This window comes from Asticcacaulis sp. (assembly GCF_035497195.1).
Classification (GTDB): domain Bacteria; phylum Pseudomonadota; class Alphaproteobacteria; order Caulobacterales; family Caulobacteraceae; genus Asticcacaulis.
In genome coordinates, this window is the sequence record NZ_DATJDZ010000002.1 from 161,296 (window position 1) to 178,871 (window position 17,576).

General features: G+C 56.9%; 19 protein-coding genes and 1 tRNA gene. 9 read left to right on the plus strand and 11 right to left on the minus strand.

What is annotated here, in order from left to right; translation table 11 throughout:
* Positions 1-105: 105 nt before the first annotated feature.
* The 5 genes from VL130_RS00700 to VL130_RS00720 all read right to left on the minus strand — a co-directional run bounded on the left by VL130_RS00700 (position 106) and on the right by VL130_RS00720 (position 5,635).
* On the minus strand, positions 106-753 hold the full coding sequence (locus VL130_RS00700) for a TorF family putative porin (RefSeq protein WP_325360036.1): 648 nt from the start codon (positions 751-753) through the stop codon (positions 106-108).
* A 360-nt stretch (positions 754-1,113) separates the two neighbouring features.
* Positions 1,114-1,770: a TorF family putative porin gene (locus tag VL130_RS00705; protein ID WP_325360039.1), complete on the minus strand. Its 657-nt coding sequence runs from the start codon at positions 1,768-1,770 to the stop codon at positions 1,114-1,116.
* Between the two features lie 276 nt (positions 1,771-2,046).
* A complete protein-coding gene (locus VL130_RS00710; RefSeq protein WP_325360084.1) occupies positions 2,047-3,453 on the minus strand; it encodes an ammonium transporter in 1,407 nt (468 codons plus the stop codon).
* Positions 3,454-3,827: 374 nt separating this feature from the next.
* On the minus strand, positions 3,828-5,237 hold the full coding sequence (gene glnA, locus VL130_RS00715) for a type I glutamate--ammonia ligase (RefSeq protein ID WP_325360041.1): 1,410 nt from the start codon (positions 5,235-5,237) through the stop codon (positions 3,828-3,830).
* 59 nt (positions 5,238-5,296) lie between these two features.
* Complete coding sequence (locus VL130_RS00720; RefSeq protein ID WP_018080099.1) at positions 5,297-5,635, minus strand: P-II family nitrogen regulator; 339 nt, start codon at positions 5,633-5,635, stop codon at positions 5,297-5,299.
* 421 nt (positions 5,636-6,056) lie between these two features.
* Here VL130_RS00720 and VL130_RS00725 point away from each other — a divergent pair.
* The 3 genes from VL130_RS00725 to VL130_RS00735 all read left to right on the plus strand — a co-directional run bounded on the left by VL130_RS00725 (position 6,057) and on the right by VL130_RS00735 (position 8,171).
* Positions 6,057-6,141 (plus strand) — tRNA-Leu (locus VL130_RS00725).
* A 345-nt stretch (positions 6,142-6,486) separates the two neighbouring features.
* Positions 6,487-6,888 (plus strand): DoxX family membrane protein, encoded by a 402-nt coding sequence (locus tag VL130_RS00730; RefSeq protein WP_325360047.1) that lies wholly within the window; start codon positions 6,487-6,489, stop codon positions 6,886-6,888.
* A gap of 44 nt (positions 6,889-6,932) precedes the next feature.
* Complete coding sequence (locus VL130_RS00735; protein ID WP_325360049.1) at positions 6,933-8,171, plus strand: dicarboxylate/amino acid:cation symporter; 1,239 nt, start codon at positions 6,933-6,935, stop codon at positions 8,169-8,171.
* 13 nt (positions 8,172-8,184) lie between these two features.
* Here VL130_RS00735 and VL130_RS00740 read toward each other — a convergent pair whose 3' ends face one another.
* Together VL130_RS00740 and VL130_RS00745 are read right to left on the minus strand one after the other, a co-directional pair.
* The gene (locus VL130_RS00740; RefSeq protein ID WP_325360051.1) at positions 8,185-8,820 is read right to left on the minus strand and encodes a glutathione S-transferase family protein; all 636 of its coding nucleotides are present in this window, start codon (positions 8,818-8,820) and stop codon (positions 8,185-8,187) included.
* A gap of 98 nt (positions 8,821-8,918) precedes the next feature.
* Complete coding sequence (locus tag VL130_RS00745) at positions 8,919-9,698, minus strand: hypothetical protein (protein ID WP_325360053.1); 780 nt, start codon at positions 9,696-9,698, stop codon at positions 8,919-8,921.
* 282 nt (positions 9,699-9,980) lie between these two features.
* Between VL130_RS00745 and tig the strand changes: the two genes are divergently transcribed.
* Positions 9,981-11,324, plus strand: a complete 1,344-nt coding sequence (gene tig / locus VL130_RS00750) for a trigger factor (RefSeq protein WP_325360058.1) — start codon at positions 9,981-9,983, stop codon at positions 11,322-11,324.
* A gap of 111 nt (positions 11,325-11,435) precedes the next feature.
* Complete coding sequence (locus tag VL130_RS00755; protein ID WP_325360061.1) at positions 11,436-11,960, plus strand: DUF2059 domain-containing protein; 525 nt, start codon at positions 11,436-11,438, stop codon at positions 11,958-11,960.
* Here VL130_RS00755 and VL130_RS00760 read toward each other — a convergent pair.
* Genes VL130_RS00760 through VL130_RS00770 form a run of 3 tightly spaced genes read right to left on the minus strand, consistent with a single transcriptional unit; the run spans position 11,957 to position 13,254 of the window.
* Positions 11,957-12,439 (minus strand): SRPBCC family protein, encoded by a 483-nt coding sequence (locus VL130_RS00760; protein ID WP_325360063.1) that lies wholly within the window; start codon positions 12,437-12,439, stop codon positions 11,957-11,959. The genes VL130_RS00755 and VL130_RS00760 overlap by 4 nt on opposite strands.
* Positions 12,440-12,449: 10 nt before the next feature.
* Complete coding sequence (locus tag VL130_RS00765; protein ID WP_325360065.1) at positions 12,450-12,911, minus strand: GyrI-like domain-containing protein; 462 nt, start codon at positions 12,909-12,911, stop codon at positions 12,450-12,452.
* Positions 12,904-13,254: a metalloregulator ArsR/SmtB family transcription factor gene (locus tag VL130_RS00770; protein ID WP_325360067.1), complete on the minus strand. Its 351-nt coding sequence runs from the start codon at positions 13,252-13,254 to the stop codon at positions 12,904-12,906. The genes VL130_RS00765 and VL130_RS00770 overlap by 8 nt, the downstream gene beginning before the upstream one ends.
* Positions 13,255-13,387: 133 nt before the next feature.
* Between VL130_RS00770 and VL130_RS00775 the strand changes: the two genes are divergently transcribed.
* Together VL130_RS00775 and VL130_RS00780 are read left to right on the plus strand one after the other, a co-directional pair.
* Positions 13,388-13,603 carry a hypothetical protein gene (locus tag VL130_RS00775; RefSeq protein WP_325360069.1) on the plus strand — a complete coding sequence of 72 codons (216 nt, stop codon included), beginning with the start codon at positions 13,388-13,390 and terminating at the stop codon, positions 13,601-13,603.
* A 149-nt stretch (positions 13,604-13,752) separates the two neighbouring features.
* Entirely contained in the window at positions 13,753-14,385 is a 633-nt protein-coding gene (locus VL130_RS00780; RefSeq protein ID WP_325360071.1) for an ATP-dependent Clp protease proteolytic subunit, read from the plus strand.
* Between the two features lie 59 nt (positions 14,386-14,444).
* On the opposite strand, the gene VL130_RS00785 is transcribed toward VL130_RS00780, so the two are convergent.
* Positions 14,445-15,044, minus strand: coding sequence for an HAD-IB family hydrolase (locus tag VL130_RS00785; protein ID WP_325360073.1), 600 nt, complete (start codon positions 15,042-15,044; stop codon positions 14,445-14,447).
* A gap of 336 nt (positions 15,045-15,380) precedes the next feature.
* Between VL130_RS00785 and clpX the strand changes: the two genes are divergently transcribed.
* Both clpX and VL130_RS00795 read left to right on the plus strand, forming a co-directional pair.
* A complete protein-coding gene (gene clpX / locus VL130_RS00790; RefSeq protein ID WP_325360076.1) occupies positions 15,381-16,640 on the plus strand; it encodes an ATP-dependent Clp protease ATP-binding subunit ClpX in 1,260 nt (419 codons plus the stop codon).
* A 268-nt stretch (positions 16,641-16,908) separates the two neighbouring features.
* Positions 16,909-17,576: LON peptidase substrate-binding domain-containing protein (locus VL130_RS00795; protein WP_325360078.1), on the plus strand; the 668-nt coding region annotated here is incomplete at its 3' end.

Sequence of the window (17,576 nt, forward strand, 5' to 3'; positions counted from 1 at the left end):
TTCGGCACTCATTCATAAACAGGCAATAATCAACCCACAATAAAAAAGGCCGCGAACCCGAAGGTTCACGGCCAGCTATTTCTTTACCTTGGTCAGGCTTAGAATTTAGAACGACGCCTTAATGGTGGCGGCGAAGGTCGAAGGTTGCTTCGACGCGTCGGCCCAGCGCAGGTCAAGACCCAGCGTGTCGTTGATGGCGTAGGTGACGCCGATGTTCTTGGTGGTGTAGCCGTACAGCTCGTAGTTACCCAGAGCGCCAGAAACCGACCACTTGTTGCTCAGCGGATACGAAGCGTTGACTTCGTAATAAGGGTCTTCCAGCTCATTGGTGTCGAGGTACATGGCGGCGCCAATCGTACCCTTGCCCATCGGATGGTTGACAGCAGCCTTCAGCTCGCTGATCGTGTCGCCACCGGAGGACGGATAGGTGTAACCGATCACGCCGAAGTCGAAGTTGAAGTTGCCGGCCGAAGGGGTCAGGCCCATGTACAGGTCAAGTTCGGTATCAGCATTGCCGTCGCCGTAAGCGAAGTCAACGTTCGACGCCCAGGCGCCGGCATAGAACATGCCCTTGGAGTAATCGATGCCGCCTTGCAGCGCCGCATTATTGTCCGTTTGGGTGACGCCGCGCCAGACATAGTTGCTGGTGACAGCGATGTTGTAGCTCAGGTGACCGGCATCATCTTGAGCCATTGCAGCCCCGCCGGCGAAAAGTGCGCTGATGGCAACAGCGGCAACAAGAATCTTTTTCATGATCATATCCCAGTTCAGTGGTTGGCGCCGGTTAATAACATCCGGCTCAGGAGGATTTGCAGTGTGACGGTAAAACCGAGGTTAATGTAGCAAGTTTTTGGGGCGAGCAAAGTCCCCCAATGTCATTTAGCAACGCTTTGATGTATATTTACCACGTTTGTTTCAATGGCTTAATCACCGCCGCCCTTACTTGCGATCGCGCAAAAGAGGCTGATTTCGTGCTTGTTTTATTTGGCGGCAAGCCGTCTGTCATAATTATGAAATTAAAAAGCCAATTAAAACATATAGTAACCGGAGCAACGTTATCGCACGTGCGAAGGGTGAGGGCCGTGTCAGAAAACACGGCCCTCGGTTACCTGCTTAGAACGCGGCTTTCAGCGTGACGGCGAGGCGAGCAGCCGCCGGCTTGACGAATTCCGGAATGTTTGTGTCCGAAGCGCGCACGTCGACCGAGAAGACCGGCGTGATGGCGTAGGTCAGGCCGAGGTTCTCAGTGGTGTACTTGAAACCGCCGGTCTTTTGTTCGCCAACGGCGCCCGAAACGCTGAGCTTGCTGGTCAGCGGGTACGAGCCGTTGATTTCATAATACTCGGTGTCATCCAGATCGACATTGTAGAAATAGGCGGCGCCGATGGTGCCCTTGTAGATCGGGTGGCTGACGGCGGCCTTCACTTCGGTCGAAGCGAGCGAATTGTCGCTGTAGCCGTAGTAGATGGCGCCCAGGTCGAACGTGAAGTCCTTGTAGACCGGCTTGATGCCAGCGTAGAGGTCCAGTTCGTAATCAGCGAAATCGACATTGGAGGCCCAGCCGCCAACATAGAACAGGCCGTGCGAATAATCGACGCCACCCTGGATGGCCGGATCGCCCGCCGTCTGGCTGAGGCCGCGATAAACGTAATCGCTGGTGGCGGAGACGTTATAGCTGATGGTGCCGCCAGCGAAATCAGTGGCAGCGGAAGCCGAGCCGGCGATGACGGCAGCGGCGATGGCCGTAGCGGCCAGGAGCATTTTTTTCATTATTGTCCTCAGATTGAGTTTGTTTGTGTGCCAAACCTCATCCGAAGCGTTTCCCGCGCCAGTTATGGTGGAATATTGCGGCGCGGAATCAGATTACAGATTTATGACATAGGTTCCAATGGCTGTGGCCATAAAACAAATGCCTGTGTCATAATTACATTGATTGCGGCTGAAAAGCGGCAAAAAGGTTAACAATATCAGCGTTATATATAAAGCGGGAGCGCCCCCGAAAGGGGACGCTCCGTCTCATTTGTGCAACTGATTAAAGTGGATAGCTTAGTGATCCATCACTTCGTCATGAAGCGAGGCGTCCAGGCCGGCTTCTTCCTGATCGGCTGTCACGCGGAGGCCCGTCGTGAACTTGCAGATGATCAGGATGATGAGTGTGCCGATGGCCGACCAGCCGATGGTGACGCCCAGGCCGATCAACTGCTTGGTGACAGTCGCGCCTTCAGCCAGGGAGTTGATCGCGGTGTCGGCGAAGAAACCGGTCAGGATGGCGCCGAGGAAGCCACCGGCGCCGTGAATGCCGAAAGCGTCGAGCGAGTCATCGTAACCGAGCAGTTTCTTCATATAGGTGGCCGAAACATAACAGACCGGACCGGCGACGGCGCCGATGATCATGGCGCTCGCCGGGGTGACGAAACCACAGGCCGGGGTGATGGCGACAAGGCCGGCGACGAGGCCGGACAGAATGCCGATCAGCGACGGCTTGCCACGGAAGATCCATTCAACGACCTTCCAGGTCAAACCGGCGGCGCAGGTGGCCAGCAGGGTGTTGAGCAGGGCTACCGAAGCGACTGAATCGCCCGCCCATTCCGAACCGGCATTGAAACCGATCCAGCCGACGAACAGCAGCGAGGCGCCGATCAGGACGAAGATCGGATTGTTGGCTGGCATCGATTCCGTACCGTAACCCTTGCGGCGGCCAAGGAAGAGGGCCGCAACCAGGCCGGCGACACCGGCATTGACGTGAACGACCGCACCACCGGCAAAGTCCTTGACGCCCAGGGAGCCGAGGAAACCGCCACCCCAGACCATGTGACAGATCGGCGCGTAGACGAATACCGACCATAGGGCCATGAACAGAATCAGGCCGGAGAACTTGACGCGCTCAGCAAACGCGCCCGTAATCAGGGCGGGTGTGATGATGGCGAAAGTCATCTGGTAGGAGATCCAGGTGTATTCCGGAACGGACGCCGTGGCCATGTAGGCCGTATTTGGCGTGACATGATTCAGGAACGCCGTATCGAAGCCGCCGAAATACTTGTTGAGCAGGTCGCCACTAAAACCGAACAGGTCGGTCGCCGTGCCGAAGGACATACTGTAGCCCACGACAAACCACAGGACCGCGACCACGGCCGTCACGCTGACGGACTGGGTTACGGTGGCGATGACGTTCTTGCGGCGAACCATGCCGCCGTAGAAAAGCGCCAGGCCCGGCAAGGTCATCATCAGCACCATAGCGGTACAGAAGATAAGATAGGTCGTATCGGCCTTATCGAGGGCGAGTTCTTTCTGCGAGGCGAGCAGGGCAGGCGCCGGAGCGGCTACTGTTTCTGGCGTGGCTTCCGGCGCCGCAATTGATTCCGCAACAGAGGCGGCATCGGAGGTGACAGCTTCAACAGACGCCGGAGCGGCGTCCTGAGCCAGAGCGAAGCTGGCGACAGGCGCCGCCAGCATGAGAGTCGCCGCCGCGGCGATGATTCTTGAGAGTTTGATCCAGGTTTTCAAAGTATGCCCCTTGGTTAGCGAATATTGCACCTGCTCACAGTGCCGCGACTTGAAACTATCGCAAGAGGTTTGTGAGGCTATAGGGGAGGCAAGGGGACGCCTGGGGCTTCTTGCGTCATTTATGTGTCGTAATGCGTGGAAATGAAGCAAAATCAAAGAGATTCACATTGGTATCATTTGAAACCATAGTAATAACAATTGCAACTATAATAAATAATACAAATTAACCGCGGCGTAGCATTGTGCGACGCAAACTAAAACAGACCGCCCTTTGCGGGGCGGCCTGTTAAAAGAACCTCATGCCTTACGGCAGGACATTCAGATTAGCACTTGTAATACATCTCGAATTCGATCGGGTGCGGACGCAGTTCGAGGTTCATCACTTCTTCCATCTTCAGTTCGATGTAGGAGTCGATGAAGTCGTCATCCATCACGCCGCCCTTTTTGAGGAAGGCGCGATCCTTGTCGAGATTTTCCAGGGCTTCACGGAGCGAACCGCAGACTTCCGGAATGTTCTTTTGCTCCTGGGGCGGCAGATCATACAGGTTCTTGTCGGCTGGCGCGCCCGGATCGAGGCGGTTTTCGATACCATCGAGGCCGGCCATCAGCAGGGCGGTGAAGGTCAGGTAAGGGTTGCCCATCGGGTCAGGGAAACGGGCTTCGAGGCGCTTGCCCTTCGGTGACGACACCCACGGAATACGGATCGAAGCGGAGCGGTTGCGGGCCGAATAGGCCAGCTTGACCGGGGCTTCGTAACCGGGGACCAGGCGCTTATAGCTGTTGGTCGTCGAGTTGGCGAAAGCGTTGATCGCCTTGGCGTGCTTGATAATGCCGCCGATGTACCACAGGCACAGGTCGGACAGGCCGGCGTACTTGTCGCCGGCGAAGAGCGGCTTGCCGTCCTTCCAGATGGACTGGTGAACGTGCATGCCCGAACCGTTGTCGCCGAACATCGGCTTGGCCATGAAGGTGACGGTCTTGCCATAGGCGTGGGCGACGTTCTGCACGACGTACTTGTAGAGCTGCGTGCGGTCGGCCATGGTCAGCATGTCCGAGAACTTCAGACCCAGTTCGTGCTGGGCCGGCGCCACTTCGTGGTGGTGCTTTTCAGGCTGCATACCGAGTTCGCCCATGATCGAGAGCATTTCGCCGCGGATGTCCTGCGCCGAATCGATCGGGTTGACGGGGAAATAACCGCCCTTGGGGCCAGGGCGATGGCCCATATTGCCTTCCGGGTAGATCTTGGCCGAATTCTGCGACAATTCGATGGAGTCGAAGGAGTAGCCGGTATTGTCCGGCGTGATCGACCAGCGCACATCATCGAACATGAAGAATTCGGCTTCGGGGCCGAAATAGACCGTATCGCCGACGCCGGCCGATTGCGTGTAGGCCAGGGCCTTCTTGGCGATCGAACGCGGGTCGCGGTTGTACGGTTCGTTGGTGTCGGGGTTGACGACATCGCAGAACATGAACAGCGTGGTCTGCTGATAGAACGGGTCGATATAGGCCGTGTTCAGATCAGGGCGCAGCTTCATGTCGGATTCATTGATAGCCTTCCAGCCGGCGATCGACGAGCCGTCGAACATGGTGCCGTCGTCGAGGAACTCATCATCGACCAGATCGATGTCGAAGGTCACATGTTGGAGTTTGCCCTTCACGTCGGAGAAGCGCACGTCAACATACTTGACGTCCTTTTCCTTGATGAGCTTGAGAATGTCTGCTGCTGTGGTCATACTTGACGCCCCATAGGCCGGTATATTTAAAAGATGAAGAGACGAGGCGCCGTTGGTGGTTAGACCGCCTGCGGCCCGGACTCTCCGGTTCGGATGCGAACGACATCGAGGACATCGCTCACAAAAATCTTGCCATCGCCAATCTTGCCCGTGCGGGCCGCCGTCTGGATCGCTTCCAGAGCAGCCGGCGCGAGGTCATCAGCAACGACCAGTTCGATCTTGATCTTCGGAAGAAAATCAACAACGTATTCGGCCCCGCGGTAAAGTTCCGAGTGGCCTTTCTGGCGGCCATATCCCTTGGCCTCCAGCACGGTCATGCCTTGTACGCCGATTTCCTGAAGGGCTTCCTTCACTTCATCGAGCTTAAAGGGTTTGATGACGGCTTCTATCTTTTTCATGAGCTATCCATAAAACTGTAGACCGTTCAGCCCCGTAACTTGTTTGCATTGCGCAAGAATGCAAGCTCATTTCCGGCGCGCGGTCTCACATGGCTGTAAAACTTGCTTACGATGCGTGAACGGCGGTTGCCGCAGCCTTTAGCGTCTGACTGCGGGGATTTCAAAAGGAAAATGCGTTTTAGCGTGATTTGGCCACATATAAAGAGAAAATTTACCCGACTCGGCAGGCCGTCCCGCTTAATATGGGAGAAGATGTTTCCGCCGTAAGTATATGGACGCTCGAGGGCTGAAATTGACGCATTGCAACATTAGCATGTCTGCGCTTCATTTTCATGACACGCTTGACTGAGAGCACGCTTTGCGTCAGACAGCGCCCCTTGGGCCTGCGTCCTCAGGCGCCCAAGATTTAAGACTGGCACATGCGGATGTGGCGGAACTGGTAGACGCACTGGATTTAGGTTCCAGCGCCGCAAGGCGTGGAGGTTCGAGTCCTCTCATCCGCACCAGCTTTACGATCGATGTGGATGACCGTCGAGTCTTGACAGAAACACAAAGAACACCGTTACTTTCCCCAAATTAATGACGGGGACGGCAAATGCGGACCATCAACTTCGGGCGAATACTTTTCGGTTTGGGAATTGCAGGACTGGGCGTGCTCAGTCTGATTTTCGGCAAGTTCGCTTTGCAATGGCAACCGGTGCCTTCGTGGCTGCCGGAAGCGCTAGGGTATGTCAACGGCGGCATTCTTCTGGCCGGAGGCGTCGGCCTTTTGCTGCCCCGGCGGTTTGCGGCCATATCCGCATTGGCGTTGCTGGCTTATCTGGCCTTGTGGGTTGTTATTCAGGCCGCGAATGATATCGCGCATCCGCTCGATGGTGGCGCGCACGCTGTTCGGCATCGCCTGCCTAATCTTCGGTCTGTCGCACTTTTTATATGCGGATTTCACCGCACAGATGGTGCCGGCTTTCCTGCCGTTTCACCTGCCGCTTGCCTATATAACCGGCGCCGGACACGCCGCCGCCGGCCTGGCCCTGATCTCCGGCGTCCTGTCGCGCCTGGCGGCGGTCTGCGAGGCGGCGATGATGAGCCTGTTTGTTGTGCTGGTCCATATTCCGATGGTCATCGTGACGCCGCCAGCCGATATGGCGCAATTATTCTGGACCATGCTGTGCGTCGCCTGCGCCCTGTCAGGCTCGGCCTGGCTATTGACCGCCTCGTTGAAGGATCGGCCGTGGGGGCTGGCGCATCGGTGACTCCTCGGCTAGGGTGAGCGCCTGATACCGCCCAGGGGCCATGTATGAAGTCGAAATTCGCGTTATTTATTCTGTTCTCCATGATGGCCGGCGTTGCCGCCGGTTGGGCCAGCCATGAATATCTGACAGGGGAAACCCTGGCGACCGCCACCATGATCTACGGTCTTCTGACCAAGATTTTCATTACCCTGATCAAGATGATCATCGCGCCGCTGGTGCTGTTCACCCTGATCGCTGGCATTGGCCACATGGAAGACGCCGCCTCGGTCGGCCGCGTCGGGCTGAAAGCGCTCGGCTGGTTTCTGGTCATGTCTATCGCCTCGCTGGTCATCGGCATCCTGATGGTCGAATGGCTGAAACCCGGCGTCGGCATGAGTTTGCATATGGCGGGCGAAGCGATCAAGGTGCCATCCACCGAAGGCTTCACCATCGAGACCTTCATAGAACACCTGATCCCCAGTTCGATCATCAAGGCGATGGCCGATAACGAAATCCTGCAAATCGTTATCTTCGCGGTGTTTGTCGGCACGGCCATTTCGATGCTGGAAAAGAAATCGCCGCGCGTCATGGAACTGGCGGAAGAAGCCTCGGCCATCATGCTCAAGGTAACCGAAGTCGTCATGAAATTCGCGCCCTTCGCCATTTTCGGCGCATTGGCCAAGACGGTCAGCGAGCAGGGGTTGCCGATCCTGGTCACCTACGCCAAGTTCATGGCCGGATTTTACGGCGCGATGGGCGTCCTTTGGGTGTTGCTGATCGTGATCGGTTTTCTGTTCCTCGGCCGCCGCATGGCGCGTGTTCTGGGCGTTATCCGCGAACCGACCCTGCTGGCCTTTTCAACGGCCAGTTCAGAAGCCGCCTATCCGAAACTGCTGGCCGGGCTGCCGACGGTCGGGATATCGCGCAAGATCGTGTCATTCGTCCTGCCGCTCGGTTATTCGTTCAATCTCGACGGCTCGATGATTTACTGCACCTTCGCCACCTTGTTTATCGCCCAGGCTTACGGCGTAGTGTTCACCACGGCGCAGATCATCATGATGCTGTTCCTGTTGTTGATCACGTCCAAGGGAATCGCCGGCGTGCCGCGCGCCTCCCTGGTGGTCATCATGGCGACCCTGGCCTATTTCGGCCTGCCGGCGGAATGGATCGCGCTGGTGCTCGGCGTCGATCACCTACTCGACATGGGGCGTTCGGCCACCAATGTGCTCGGCAACAGTGTGGCCTCGGCGGTTATCGCCAAGTGGGAAAATCAACTGGACGTCGAGGAACCGATCAAGGTTTAGGCACCCATATAATTCAGGCGTTAATCGCCGCCTGAGCATCGAAGGCCCGCTTGTAGCCTGGCCGAGCTTCCCCGCGGGCGACATAGGCGGCCAGATTCGGAAACTCGTCGAGAATACCCGAAGGTCTCAACCGGAGCAGCACCGACACCATCATCAGGTCGCCCGCGCTGAATGTACCATCGAGCCAGTCGTCATCGCCCAGCCGACTCGATAGCTGGCCCAGCCGGTTGCGGATACGATCCACGACCAGAGGCAGGCGTGCCTGGCTCCAGGGCTTATCGCTTTCCAGGATTTTGACGGTTACGAGTTCAAGAATCGGCGGTTCCATTGTGTTAACCGCGGCGAACATCCACATGATCGCGCGGGCACGCGCATCGGTGTCGGGCGGCAGCAGCCCCGCATGGCGCTCGGCGATATGGAGGACGATCGCCCCTGTCTCGAACAAGACGAGATCGCCTTCCTCATAGGTTGGGATCTGGCCGAACGGATGCAACGCCAGATGCGCGGGTTCCTTCATCGCACGGAATGAAACAAGCCGAACCTCGTAAGGCCGGGCCACTTCTTCAAGCGCCCAGCGAACGCGCGTATCTCGCGCCAGTCCTTTGCCGCCATCCGGTGATCGCTCAAAGGCGGTAATGGTGATGGTCATGGTGGCGCCTCCTGGAGAAATTTATTGCCTGCAACGTATCTGGTTTGAAGATGATCTACCCGGTGCCCGGTTTTGTCAGCATGGCAAACCTTACCGGCCTAGGTGTCCTTGTCGAAATGCGGTTCCGGTGGCGGTGTGGCGGTGAAGTGATAAAGGGGTTTGTTGACGGCCTTTGGTTTCAGCGTATCGCGGTCGATCCACCCGGTCGCCTGCATCTGCCACTTGCCGGCAGCGTCCTTTTCGATTCGTGCCGAGAAATAATTGGCGAAGCTGTCATAGGGGTTTGAACTGTTCGGCCCTTCATTGTGCCAGCAGGTGGCGGTGAAGTGGGTCGCATCCTGCCACACCATGCTGGTGCAATGCGCCGGGAAAATTACCACATCGCGGATATGCGGCCAGTTGGCCAGGGTCAGTGAGCCTTGAGACTTGTCGGCGCGATCGAATCCCGAAGCCAGTACGCGGCCATCCGGCGAGGCCGAGGCTTCCTCGCGCACGATGTATTTGTCGCTGTTGGGCAGAACCAGATAGGTGTTTTCGGAATTGGCGAAGTGGCAGGTAACGCCGGCCACCGGATAGAGATCGCCATCCCTGCCGCGCAGCTTCATGACACCGGTGAGGAAATAGCGCTGGCAGCCTTTCGGATCATTCCTGTAGGTCGTAACCGGCTTATCTCGATGTAAGATAGTGAGTTCCTCATCGTTGCGCAGCGCCAAACCGGGATTGTTAGCGATCAGCGCCGCCTCCACCGCCATGGTGCGCTTCTCAAGCTCCGATCCCTCAAAGGTCGGGTCTACCCCTTCGGCGCGCGGCGGCGGGGGCGCCGGTTTGCAGGCGGCGAGAGAAACGACCAGGGCGAGAGCGGGCAGGATCAGGCGCAAGAAAACCTCCATTTGAGACTGGGCAACCTAAGGCCGCTTTTGCAAAAAATCAGGCTGGAACGTCGTTCAGGCGTATATGATCTGACGAATGAGCGCGTAACGATTAAAATTCCGCACAAGCCGATATTTCCCCGACATAAAAGTTGACCTCGCCCGCAATCATGCCATAAGGGCACATCTTTTGGCGCCCGTGCCTTCGCAGGGGCGCTTGTTTCTATTTTTAACCGCCCGTGCGGGCCTGGCTCGACGTCAGGGGCCAAACAGGCATAAGGTAACTGATCGATGCAAGTCGTTGAAAAACTGAATGAAGGCCTGAGCCGCGTCCTCGAAGTCACCATCGCCAAGGGCGAGCTGACGCAAAAGCTGGACGCCAAGATCGCCGAAATGGCCCCCAAGATGAACATCAAGGGTTTCCGTCCCGGCAAGGTGCCGCAAAACCATGTCCGCAAGATGTACGGCAAGGAACTGATGGGCGAAATCATTCAGGAAACGCTGAACGCCACGACCGAGCAGGCGATGAAGGATGCCAATATCCGCCCCGCCAGCCAGCCCGAACTGAAGCCGATCGGCGACATCGAAGGCGTCATCGAAGGCAAGTCTGACCTGGCCTATGAAATCGCCGTCGAAATGATGCCGATTTTCACGCCGGTCGAACCGGCCTCGATCGAACTGACTCGCCAGGTTTATGAGCCGACCGACGCCGATATCGACGAAGCGTTGAAGACCGTTGTCGCCGGCTCGAAGCAATATGAAGCCAAGACAGGCAAGTCGGTCAAGGCCGCTGACGGCGACAAGCTGATCATCGATTTCGTCGGCAAGCTGGGTGACGAACTGTTTGAAGGCGGTTCGGCCGAAGGCGCCGAGTTGGTCATCGGTTCGGGCCAGTTCATTCCGGGCTTTGAAGAGCAACTGATCGGCGCCAAGAAGGGTGAAGTGAAGACGCTCAACGTCACCTTCCCGGAAAATTACGGCGCCGCCAACCTGGCCGGCAAGGCCGCGACCTTCGAGACGACGGTTCAGGACATCCTGGCCCCGAAGGAAGGCGAAGCCGATGACGAACTGGCCAAGAGCCTTGGTCTCGAAAGCCTGCAAGCCCTGAAGGACATCCTGAAAACCCAGTTGCAACAGCAGTACGGTCAGGCGACGCGTTTCAAGATGAAGCGCGCCCTGCTGGATGTTCTCGATGAGAAGCACAGCTTCGAACTGCCGAAGCGTATGCTGGAAGCCGAGTTCAACGGCATCTGGCAGCAGGTCGAGCAGGACAAGGCCAATGGCCAGCTGGCTGAGGAAGACGCCGGCAAGTCCGAACAGGAATTGAAAGACGAGTACATGAAGATCGCCGAACGCCGCGTGCGCCTCGGTCTCGTGCTCGCCGAAATCGGCACCCGCCAGAACGTCCAGGTCACCGACCAGGAAGTCAATCAGGCGATCATGCAGGAAGCCCGCAATTACCCGGGCCAGGAGCGTCAGGTGTTTGAGTTCTATACCAAGAACCCCGGCGCCGCCGCCCAGATCCGCGCACCGATCTACGAAGAAAAGGTCTGCGACCTGATCTTCTCGCTCGCCACCGTAAAGGACGAGCCGATCAGCAAGGAAGACCTGCTGAAGGAAGAGGAAGAAGCGTAAGCTTTCGAATCAAAAGCTATATGAAAGAGGCTCCGAAAGGAGCCTCTTTTTTATTGCACGCAGAGTTTTATGCCGCTACCAAAGGTAGTATGTCCATCGAGGGGGAATCTCATGCGTAAACTACTCACCATATTCATGGCCAGCGTTCTGCTGGCTTCCGTGCCCGCTGTTTGTCAGGCTCAAGCGGCAACAGTGGTGGCGCCATCGCCTGAAAAAGTGGCTTTGGTGAAGCGATACTTCGCTGCTATTCATTTCGACGAGATGATGTCAGGCATGGTCAACCAGATGACCCCCGCCATGATGGCGCAGATGCGCCAAAGCCAACCGAACATGACCGACGCCGAGTTTAAAGCGGCCACCGAGGCGGTCACCGAAAGCACCAATGATTTTCTGAAAAAAGTGACCGAAGCCTCGATTCCGGTTTACGCGGATATCTTCACCGTCGAAGAGCTGACCAGGATGGATGAGTTCTATGAAACGCCGGTCGGTCAGTCGATCATGGCCAAGGTGCCGGAGGCTTCACAAAAGCTTATGCCCGTGGTCATGGCGTTGATGCCTGACTTCCAGGCAGACGTTACCAAACGCCTGTGCAGCAAGATCGACTGCTCCGTTAAAAAGGCTAACACGCCCGCCTAGAGCTTTTCCAGGCGCTCGTAGCCAGCTTCCATGCCTTCCATCATAGGCGTGGACAGCGCCAGGTCGCGGGCGTCTTTCGATGCGTATTTGATGTCAATGGTCAGCAAGGTCAGGCCGTCTTTTTCAACCAGGGTGAGATCGGTGTCGGCCGGGCCCTGCGTCCAGTTATCATCGAACATCTGGGTGTCGGCGAGGTGGGCCGGCGCATCGACAGCGCGATAGGTGCCGCTTAGCGCCATGGCCATCTTGCCGTCCCAGTGCCATTCATAGCGGTATTTTCCGCCCACACGCAGATCAATGTCGCAGACCGGCATGTCCCAGCCAGGCGGACCGAGCAGCCAGCGCTTGAGCAGTTCCGGCTTGGTGTGGGCGTCCCAGACCATCTGGCGCGGGGCGTTGAAACTGCGGGTGATACGGATCTCGCGGTCAGAGGGCAGGGCGGCGCTCAACTGACCGACGGTTTTGATGATGGGGTGCATGGTTTGCTCCTTAAGCCAGGGGACAATTGAGTTGGGTACGCCAATCTGCCGGATTGGTGCTGTCATCCGGGCCTAGGCTGTAGACCTCCCAGAAATCACCGGCCATGGTCAGGTTTTCAGCCTTGATCCAATTCATAAATTCACCCCAGCCATTTCCCAGACCGGCATAGTCGCCGTGGTAAACCGTGCGGGCGGTGCGCGTGGCGCGCAATTCACCCGGCGTGACCCGGCCCTGCGGTTTTACGTCCTGATCAACCGGTAAACAGATTTCAAAATCAAAGGTTTGATCCGGAACCTTGAAGTGATGTGTCAGCCAGGCGCCTGTGGGTTTAAGGCCCTGATCGGCCAGAGCCTGACGCACTTCGGCAATCCCGGCCGTCATATGCGCCATGATTTCATTGCTGGGAACGGTGAGGTGAATCCGTGCGACCTTTTGCGCCGGGAAGTCGAGAATGTCTGGTGCATCAATCATGGCGTTTCTCCTTGGTTTGGGTTGCTTTCATTTCTTCCAGAAGGGCGTCTAGGCGCTGGAAATTGCCTTCCAGGCGTTCGCAATAGGTTTCCAGCCAGGCCGTAGCTTCACGCAAAGGGGCAGGCTCGGCCCTGACCGGCCGGCGCTGGCCATCTCGTCCCCGCGAGACCAGCCCGGCATTTTCCAGAACCTTCAAATGCTTGGAAATCGCCGGCTGGCTCATGGCGAAGGGTTCGGCCAGGTCCATGACCGATACCTCACCCTGCACGAGCCGGTTGAGGATCGCCCGGCGGGTAGGATCGGCAAGGGCGATAAATGTGGCGTCAAGGCTATCGAAGGCCATTGCATAACTTCCAAGATATATAACTTAATGGTTATATATTTAATCATTACCTCACTGTCAAGCGGTACAATTCCGCTTTGAATCTTGATGCGCCCTGCAATTATTCTTCTGCTTGCAAACAAGGAGAAATCTCATGTCGACAGCCGAACAGGCCACTAACAAGCCCAGCGCTGACAGGCGCGCCACGCCGACGGACACCGCCCACCGGTCTCAACGCGACGACCCGCTGGAGGATGACAATATTCAGGAAGGGCGCCTGCCGGAATCGCAATCAGGGCGGCCGCATAGCCAGGGGCAGGGGATTGATGAAACCGGCAAGCATGGCCGGGCGCCGCATAGCAAAACTTGAGGCTTCTCTGGTCCGGGCCAATCGCCACTTGAAATCCTGTGGGTAAATTGCCAAGTTGTGTTCTGGTTGGGACGCATCCACTTACGGTTAAGAACTTTAGCCCTATATCTGCACTCAGCTTCGATATTTATTCCAGATAAGGATTCGTGATGCGCGACCCTATAGACCATCTGACCATGAACCTCGTGCCCATGGTCGTCGAGCAATCCAGCCGCGGAGAGCGCTCTTACGACATTTTCTCGCGCATGCTGAAAGAACGCATCATCTTCCTGACCGGTCCGTTTGAAGATGGCATGGCCAGCCTGATCTGCGCCCAGCTTTTGTTCCTTGAATCGGAAAACCCGAAGAAGGAAATCTCGATGTACATCAATTCGCCCGGTGGTCAGGTAACCTCCGCCCTGGCGATCTATGATACGATGCAATACATCAAATCGCCGGTCTCGACCGTCTGTATGGGCATGGCGGCTTCCGCCGGTTCGCTGATCCTGCAGGCCGGTGAGGCGGGCCAGCGCATTTCGCTGCCAAATTCGAAGATCATGGTTCACCAGCCTTCGGGCGGCGCGCGCGGTATGGCTTCGGATATCGAAATCCAGGCCGAGGATATGCGCAAGACCAAGAAGCTGCTAAATGAAATCTACGTCAAGCACACCGGCCAGTCCTACGACACCATCGAAAAGACCCTGGACCGCGACCGTTATATGACGGCCGAGGAAGCCAAGGAATTCGGCCTGATCGACCACGTCTATGAGAAGCGCGCCGACGCTGAGAAAGACGCCTCGTAAACGACTGCTGACTTTTACAATGCAAGCGGGCGTCTGGTTGATCCAGATGCCCGTTTTTTTTATGGCTTTTGCGTGAAAACGCGATAATGGCCATGACGGGCGCCGGCCAGCATTTCGGTGTCGCCGGCGGTATCGCCATAGGCGGCTTCAAGATCAAGCGCTTCGCCGAAGGTTTCGCGCAGGCGGCACATCTTTTCCTCGCCCCGGCAATTCACGCCGATCAGTTCGGGCAATAATGTGCCGCGTTCGGAGAATTTCAGCCGCGTGCCGATAACGCGATTAGCGCCGATCAGCCGCCCAAACGGACCGACCAGCAGTTCCGGCGAGGCGGTGACGATGACGCGGATGCGATCGGGCAGGTCATGCGCCTGCCAGGCCGCCAGCGCATCCGGGCGAAACAGGCCCTTCCCGGTTTTGGTGACGAAAGCCTTGACCAGGATTTCAAGCTCTCTTTGAGAAATATCCCCCAGCAGCTTGTATAATAACCGGGCTTTCAGGGCGCCGCGATCCTTTGTTTTCAGATAGTCGTACAGCATCCACGGCTGGAAGGCGAGGGCGCTTGCCATTTGCAAGTTACCCTTTGAGGCCTGCAAAAAGGCTATAAAACTGTCCGTATAGGTCAGGGTGCCGTCGAAATCGAAAGCGACAACTTTTTTCACATCAGGCGTGGCCTTTGCGCCGCGTTTAATGGAACCTGCGGTTTTTTTTGCGATTTTATTCAGCATAAGCGGCAAAAACTTTCAAAGACAACCGGTATGGCTTCCAATCTTCGTCTCTTATCCCATATAAAGATAGTTAAGCGACGCGTAGAAGGTGTTGTCCGGTTGAGGCGTGGTCTAAACTGTGCATAAATGCGTATCGATACGTTGGATATAAGGGGTGCCTGTGCCAAAATCAGCCTTTGTTAAGGGCTGCGGCGATAGGGTACCATGTAAATAGGGCCGGCGACTCATGTTATGCGAGTCGCAGCTCGGCCACTTGAGGTGAAGAAGCATATGACCAAAGCCGCGACGGGCGACAGCAAAAGCACTCTGTATTGTTCTTTCTGCGGAAAGAGCCAGCATGAAGTGCGCAAACTTATTGCCGGCCCCACCGTGTTTATCTGCGATGAATGCGTTGAGCTGTGCATGGACATTATCCGCGAAGAGCACAAGATCGCCTTCGTGAAATCAAAGGACGGCGTGCCGACGCCGAAGGAAATCCGCGAAGTCCTCGATGACTACGTCATCGGCCAGGGCCAGGCGAAGAAGGTTCTTTCGGTCGCCGTGCATAACCACTACAAGCGCCTCAATCACGCCCAGAAGGGCAATGATGTCGAACTGGCGAAGTCAAACATCATGCTGATCGGGCCGACCGGCTCCGGTAAGACGCTGCTGGCGCAAACCCTTGCACGCATCATCGACGTGCCGTTCACCATGGCCGACGCCACCACCCTGACCGAAGCTGGTTATGTCGGTGAAGACGTCGAGAACATCATTCTGAAGCTGCTGCAAGCCGCCGATTACAACGTTGAGCGCGCCCAGCGCGGCATCGTCTATATAGACGAAGTCGACAAGATTTCGCGCAAGTCCGATAACCCTTCGATTACCCGCGACGTGTCGGGCGAGGGCGTCCAGCAGGCGCTTCTGAAGATCATGGAAGGTACGGTCGCTTCCGTGCCGCCGCAAGGCGGCCGCAAGCATCCGCAGCAGGAATTCCTGCAGGTGGATACGACCAATATCCTGTTCATCTGCGGCGGCGCCTTCGCCGGTCTGGAAAAGATCATTTCCGGTCGCGGCAAGGGCACGAGCATCGGTTTCGGCGCCACGGTGAAAGACCCGGAAGATCGTCGTACCGGTGAAATCCTGCGCAATGTCGAGCCGGACGACCTGATGAAGTTCGGCCTGATTCCGGAATTCATCGGTCGTCTGCCCGTTCTGGCGACCCTGGAAGACCTCGACGAAGTGACCCTGGTCAAGATCCTGACCGAGCCGAAGAACGCCCTGATCAAGCAATATCAGCGCCTGTTCGAGATGGAAAATGTCTCGCTCAACTTCACCGATGAAGCCCTGATGGGGGTCGCCAAGCGGGCCATCCAGCGCAAGACCGGCGCACGTGGTCTGCGGTCGATCCTCGAAGCTATCCTGCTGGAAACCATGTACGAACTGCCGACCATGCAGGGCGTCGAGGAAGTGGTCATCAATGGCGAGGTCATCGAGGAACGCGCCCAGCCGCTGCTGATCTACGCTGAAAAGCGTAGTGGTGGTGCGGCTTAAGGCTCACTTGCGATATGCAATAAAAGGCGCGGTCCCGTTCAGGGAGCCGCGCCTTTTATTTATGATCTGGGTAATGACCCGATGCCCGCCTTGAATCTTTCACAATCTATCCCACATTCATTTCAAGGCGCCTGATCGGGGTGGCGAGGGGACTTATCCCCCGTATATTCCCGCAAACGGCGCGATTTGTTTTAAGACTCGGTTGAGCCTGAGAGCCTTAGGTTTACACTCAAGGCATCCGGTAGCCTGAGTCTGTGAAGGAGTACCTATGCTAGACGTATTGACCATTCCTGTGCTGCCATTGCGCGATATTGTGGTGTTCCCGCACATGGTCGTGCCCTTGTTCGTCGGCCGTGAGAAATCCGTGCAGGCGCTCGATGAGGTCATGAAGGGCGACAAGCAGATCCTGCTCGCCACTCAGAAGAATTCCGGCGATGACGATCCCGATGCCGACGCCATCTATGAAATCGGCGTGCTGGCCAATGTGCTGCAATTGCTGAAACTGCCCGATGGCACCGTCAAGGTGCTGGTCGAAGGCAAGAGCAGGGCGCGTATCAAGCGCTTTGTCTCCACCGATGCCTACTATGAAGCCGAGGCCTATCCGCTCGACGCCAGCCTGGCCGAAGGGCCTGACGCCGAAGCGCTACAACGCGCTGTAGCCGAGCAGTTCGAGAACTATATCAAGCTCAACAAGAAAATTCCGCCGGAATCGCTGAACGCCATCGCCGAGATCACCGACGCCGATGTGCTGGCCGATTCCATCGCCGCACATCTGGTCATCAAGATCCAGGATAAGCAGGCGTTACTGGAGCAATTGTCCGTCACCAAGCGCCTGGAAAAGATCTACGCGTTGATGGAAGGTGAAATCTCAGTCCTCCAGGTCGAGAAGAAGATCCGCTCGCGCGTCAAGCGCCAGATGGAGAAGACCCAGCGCGA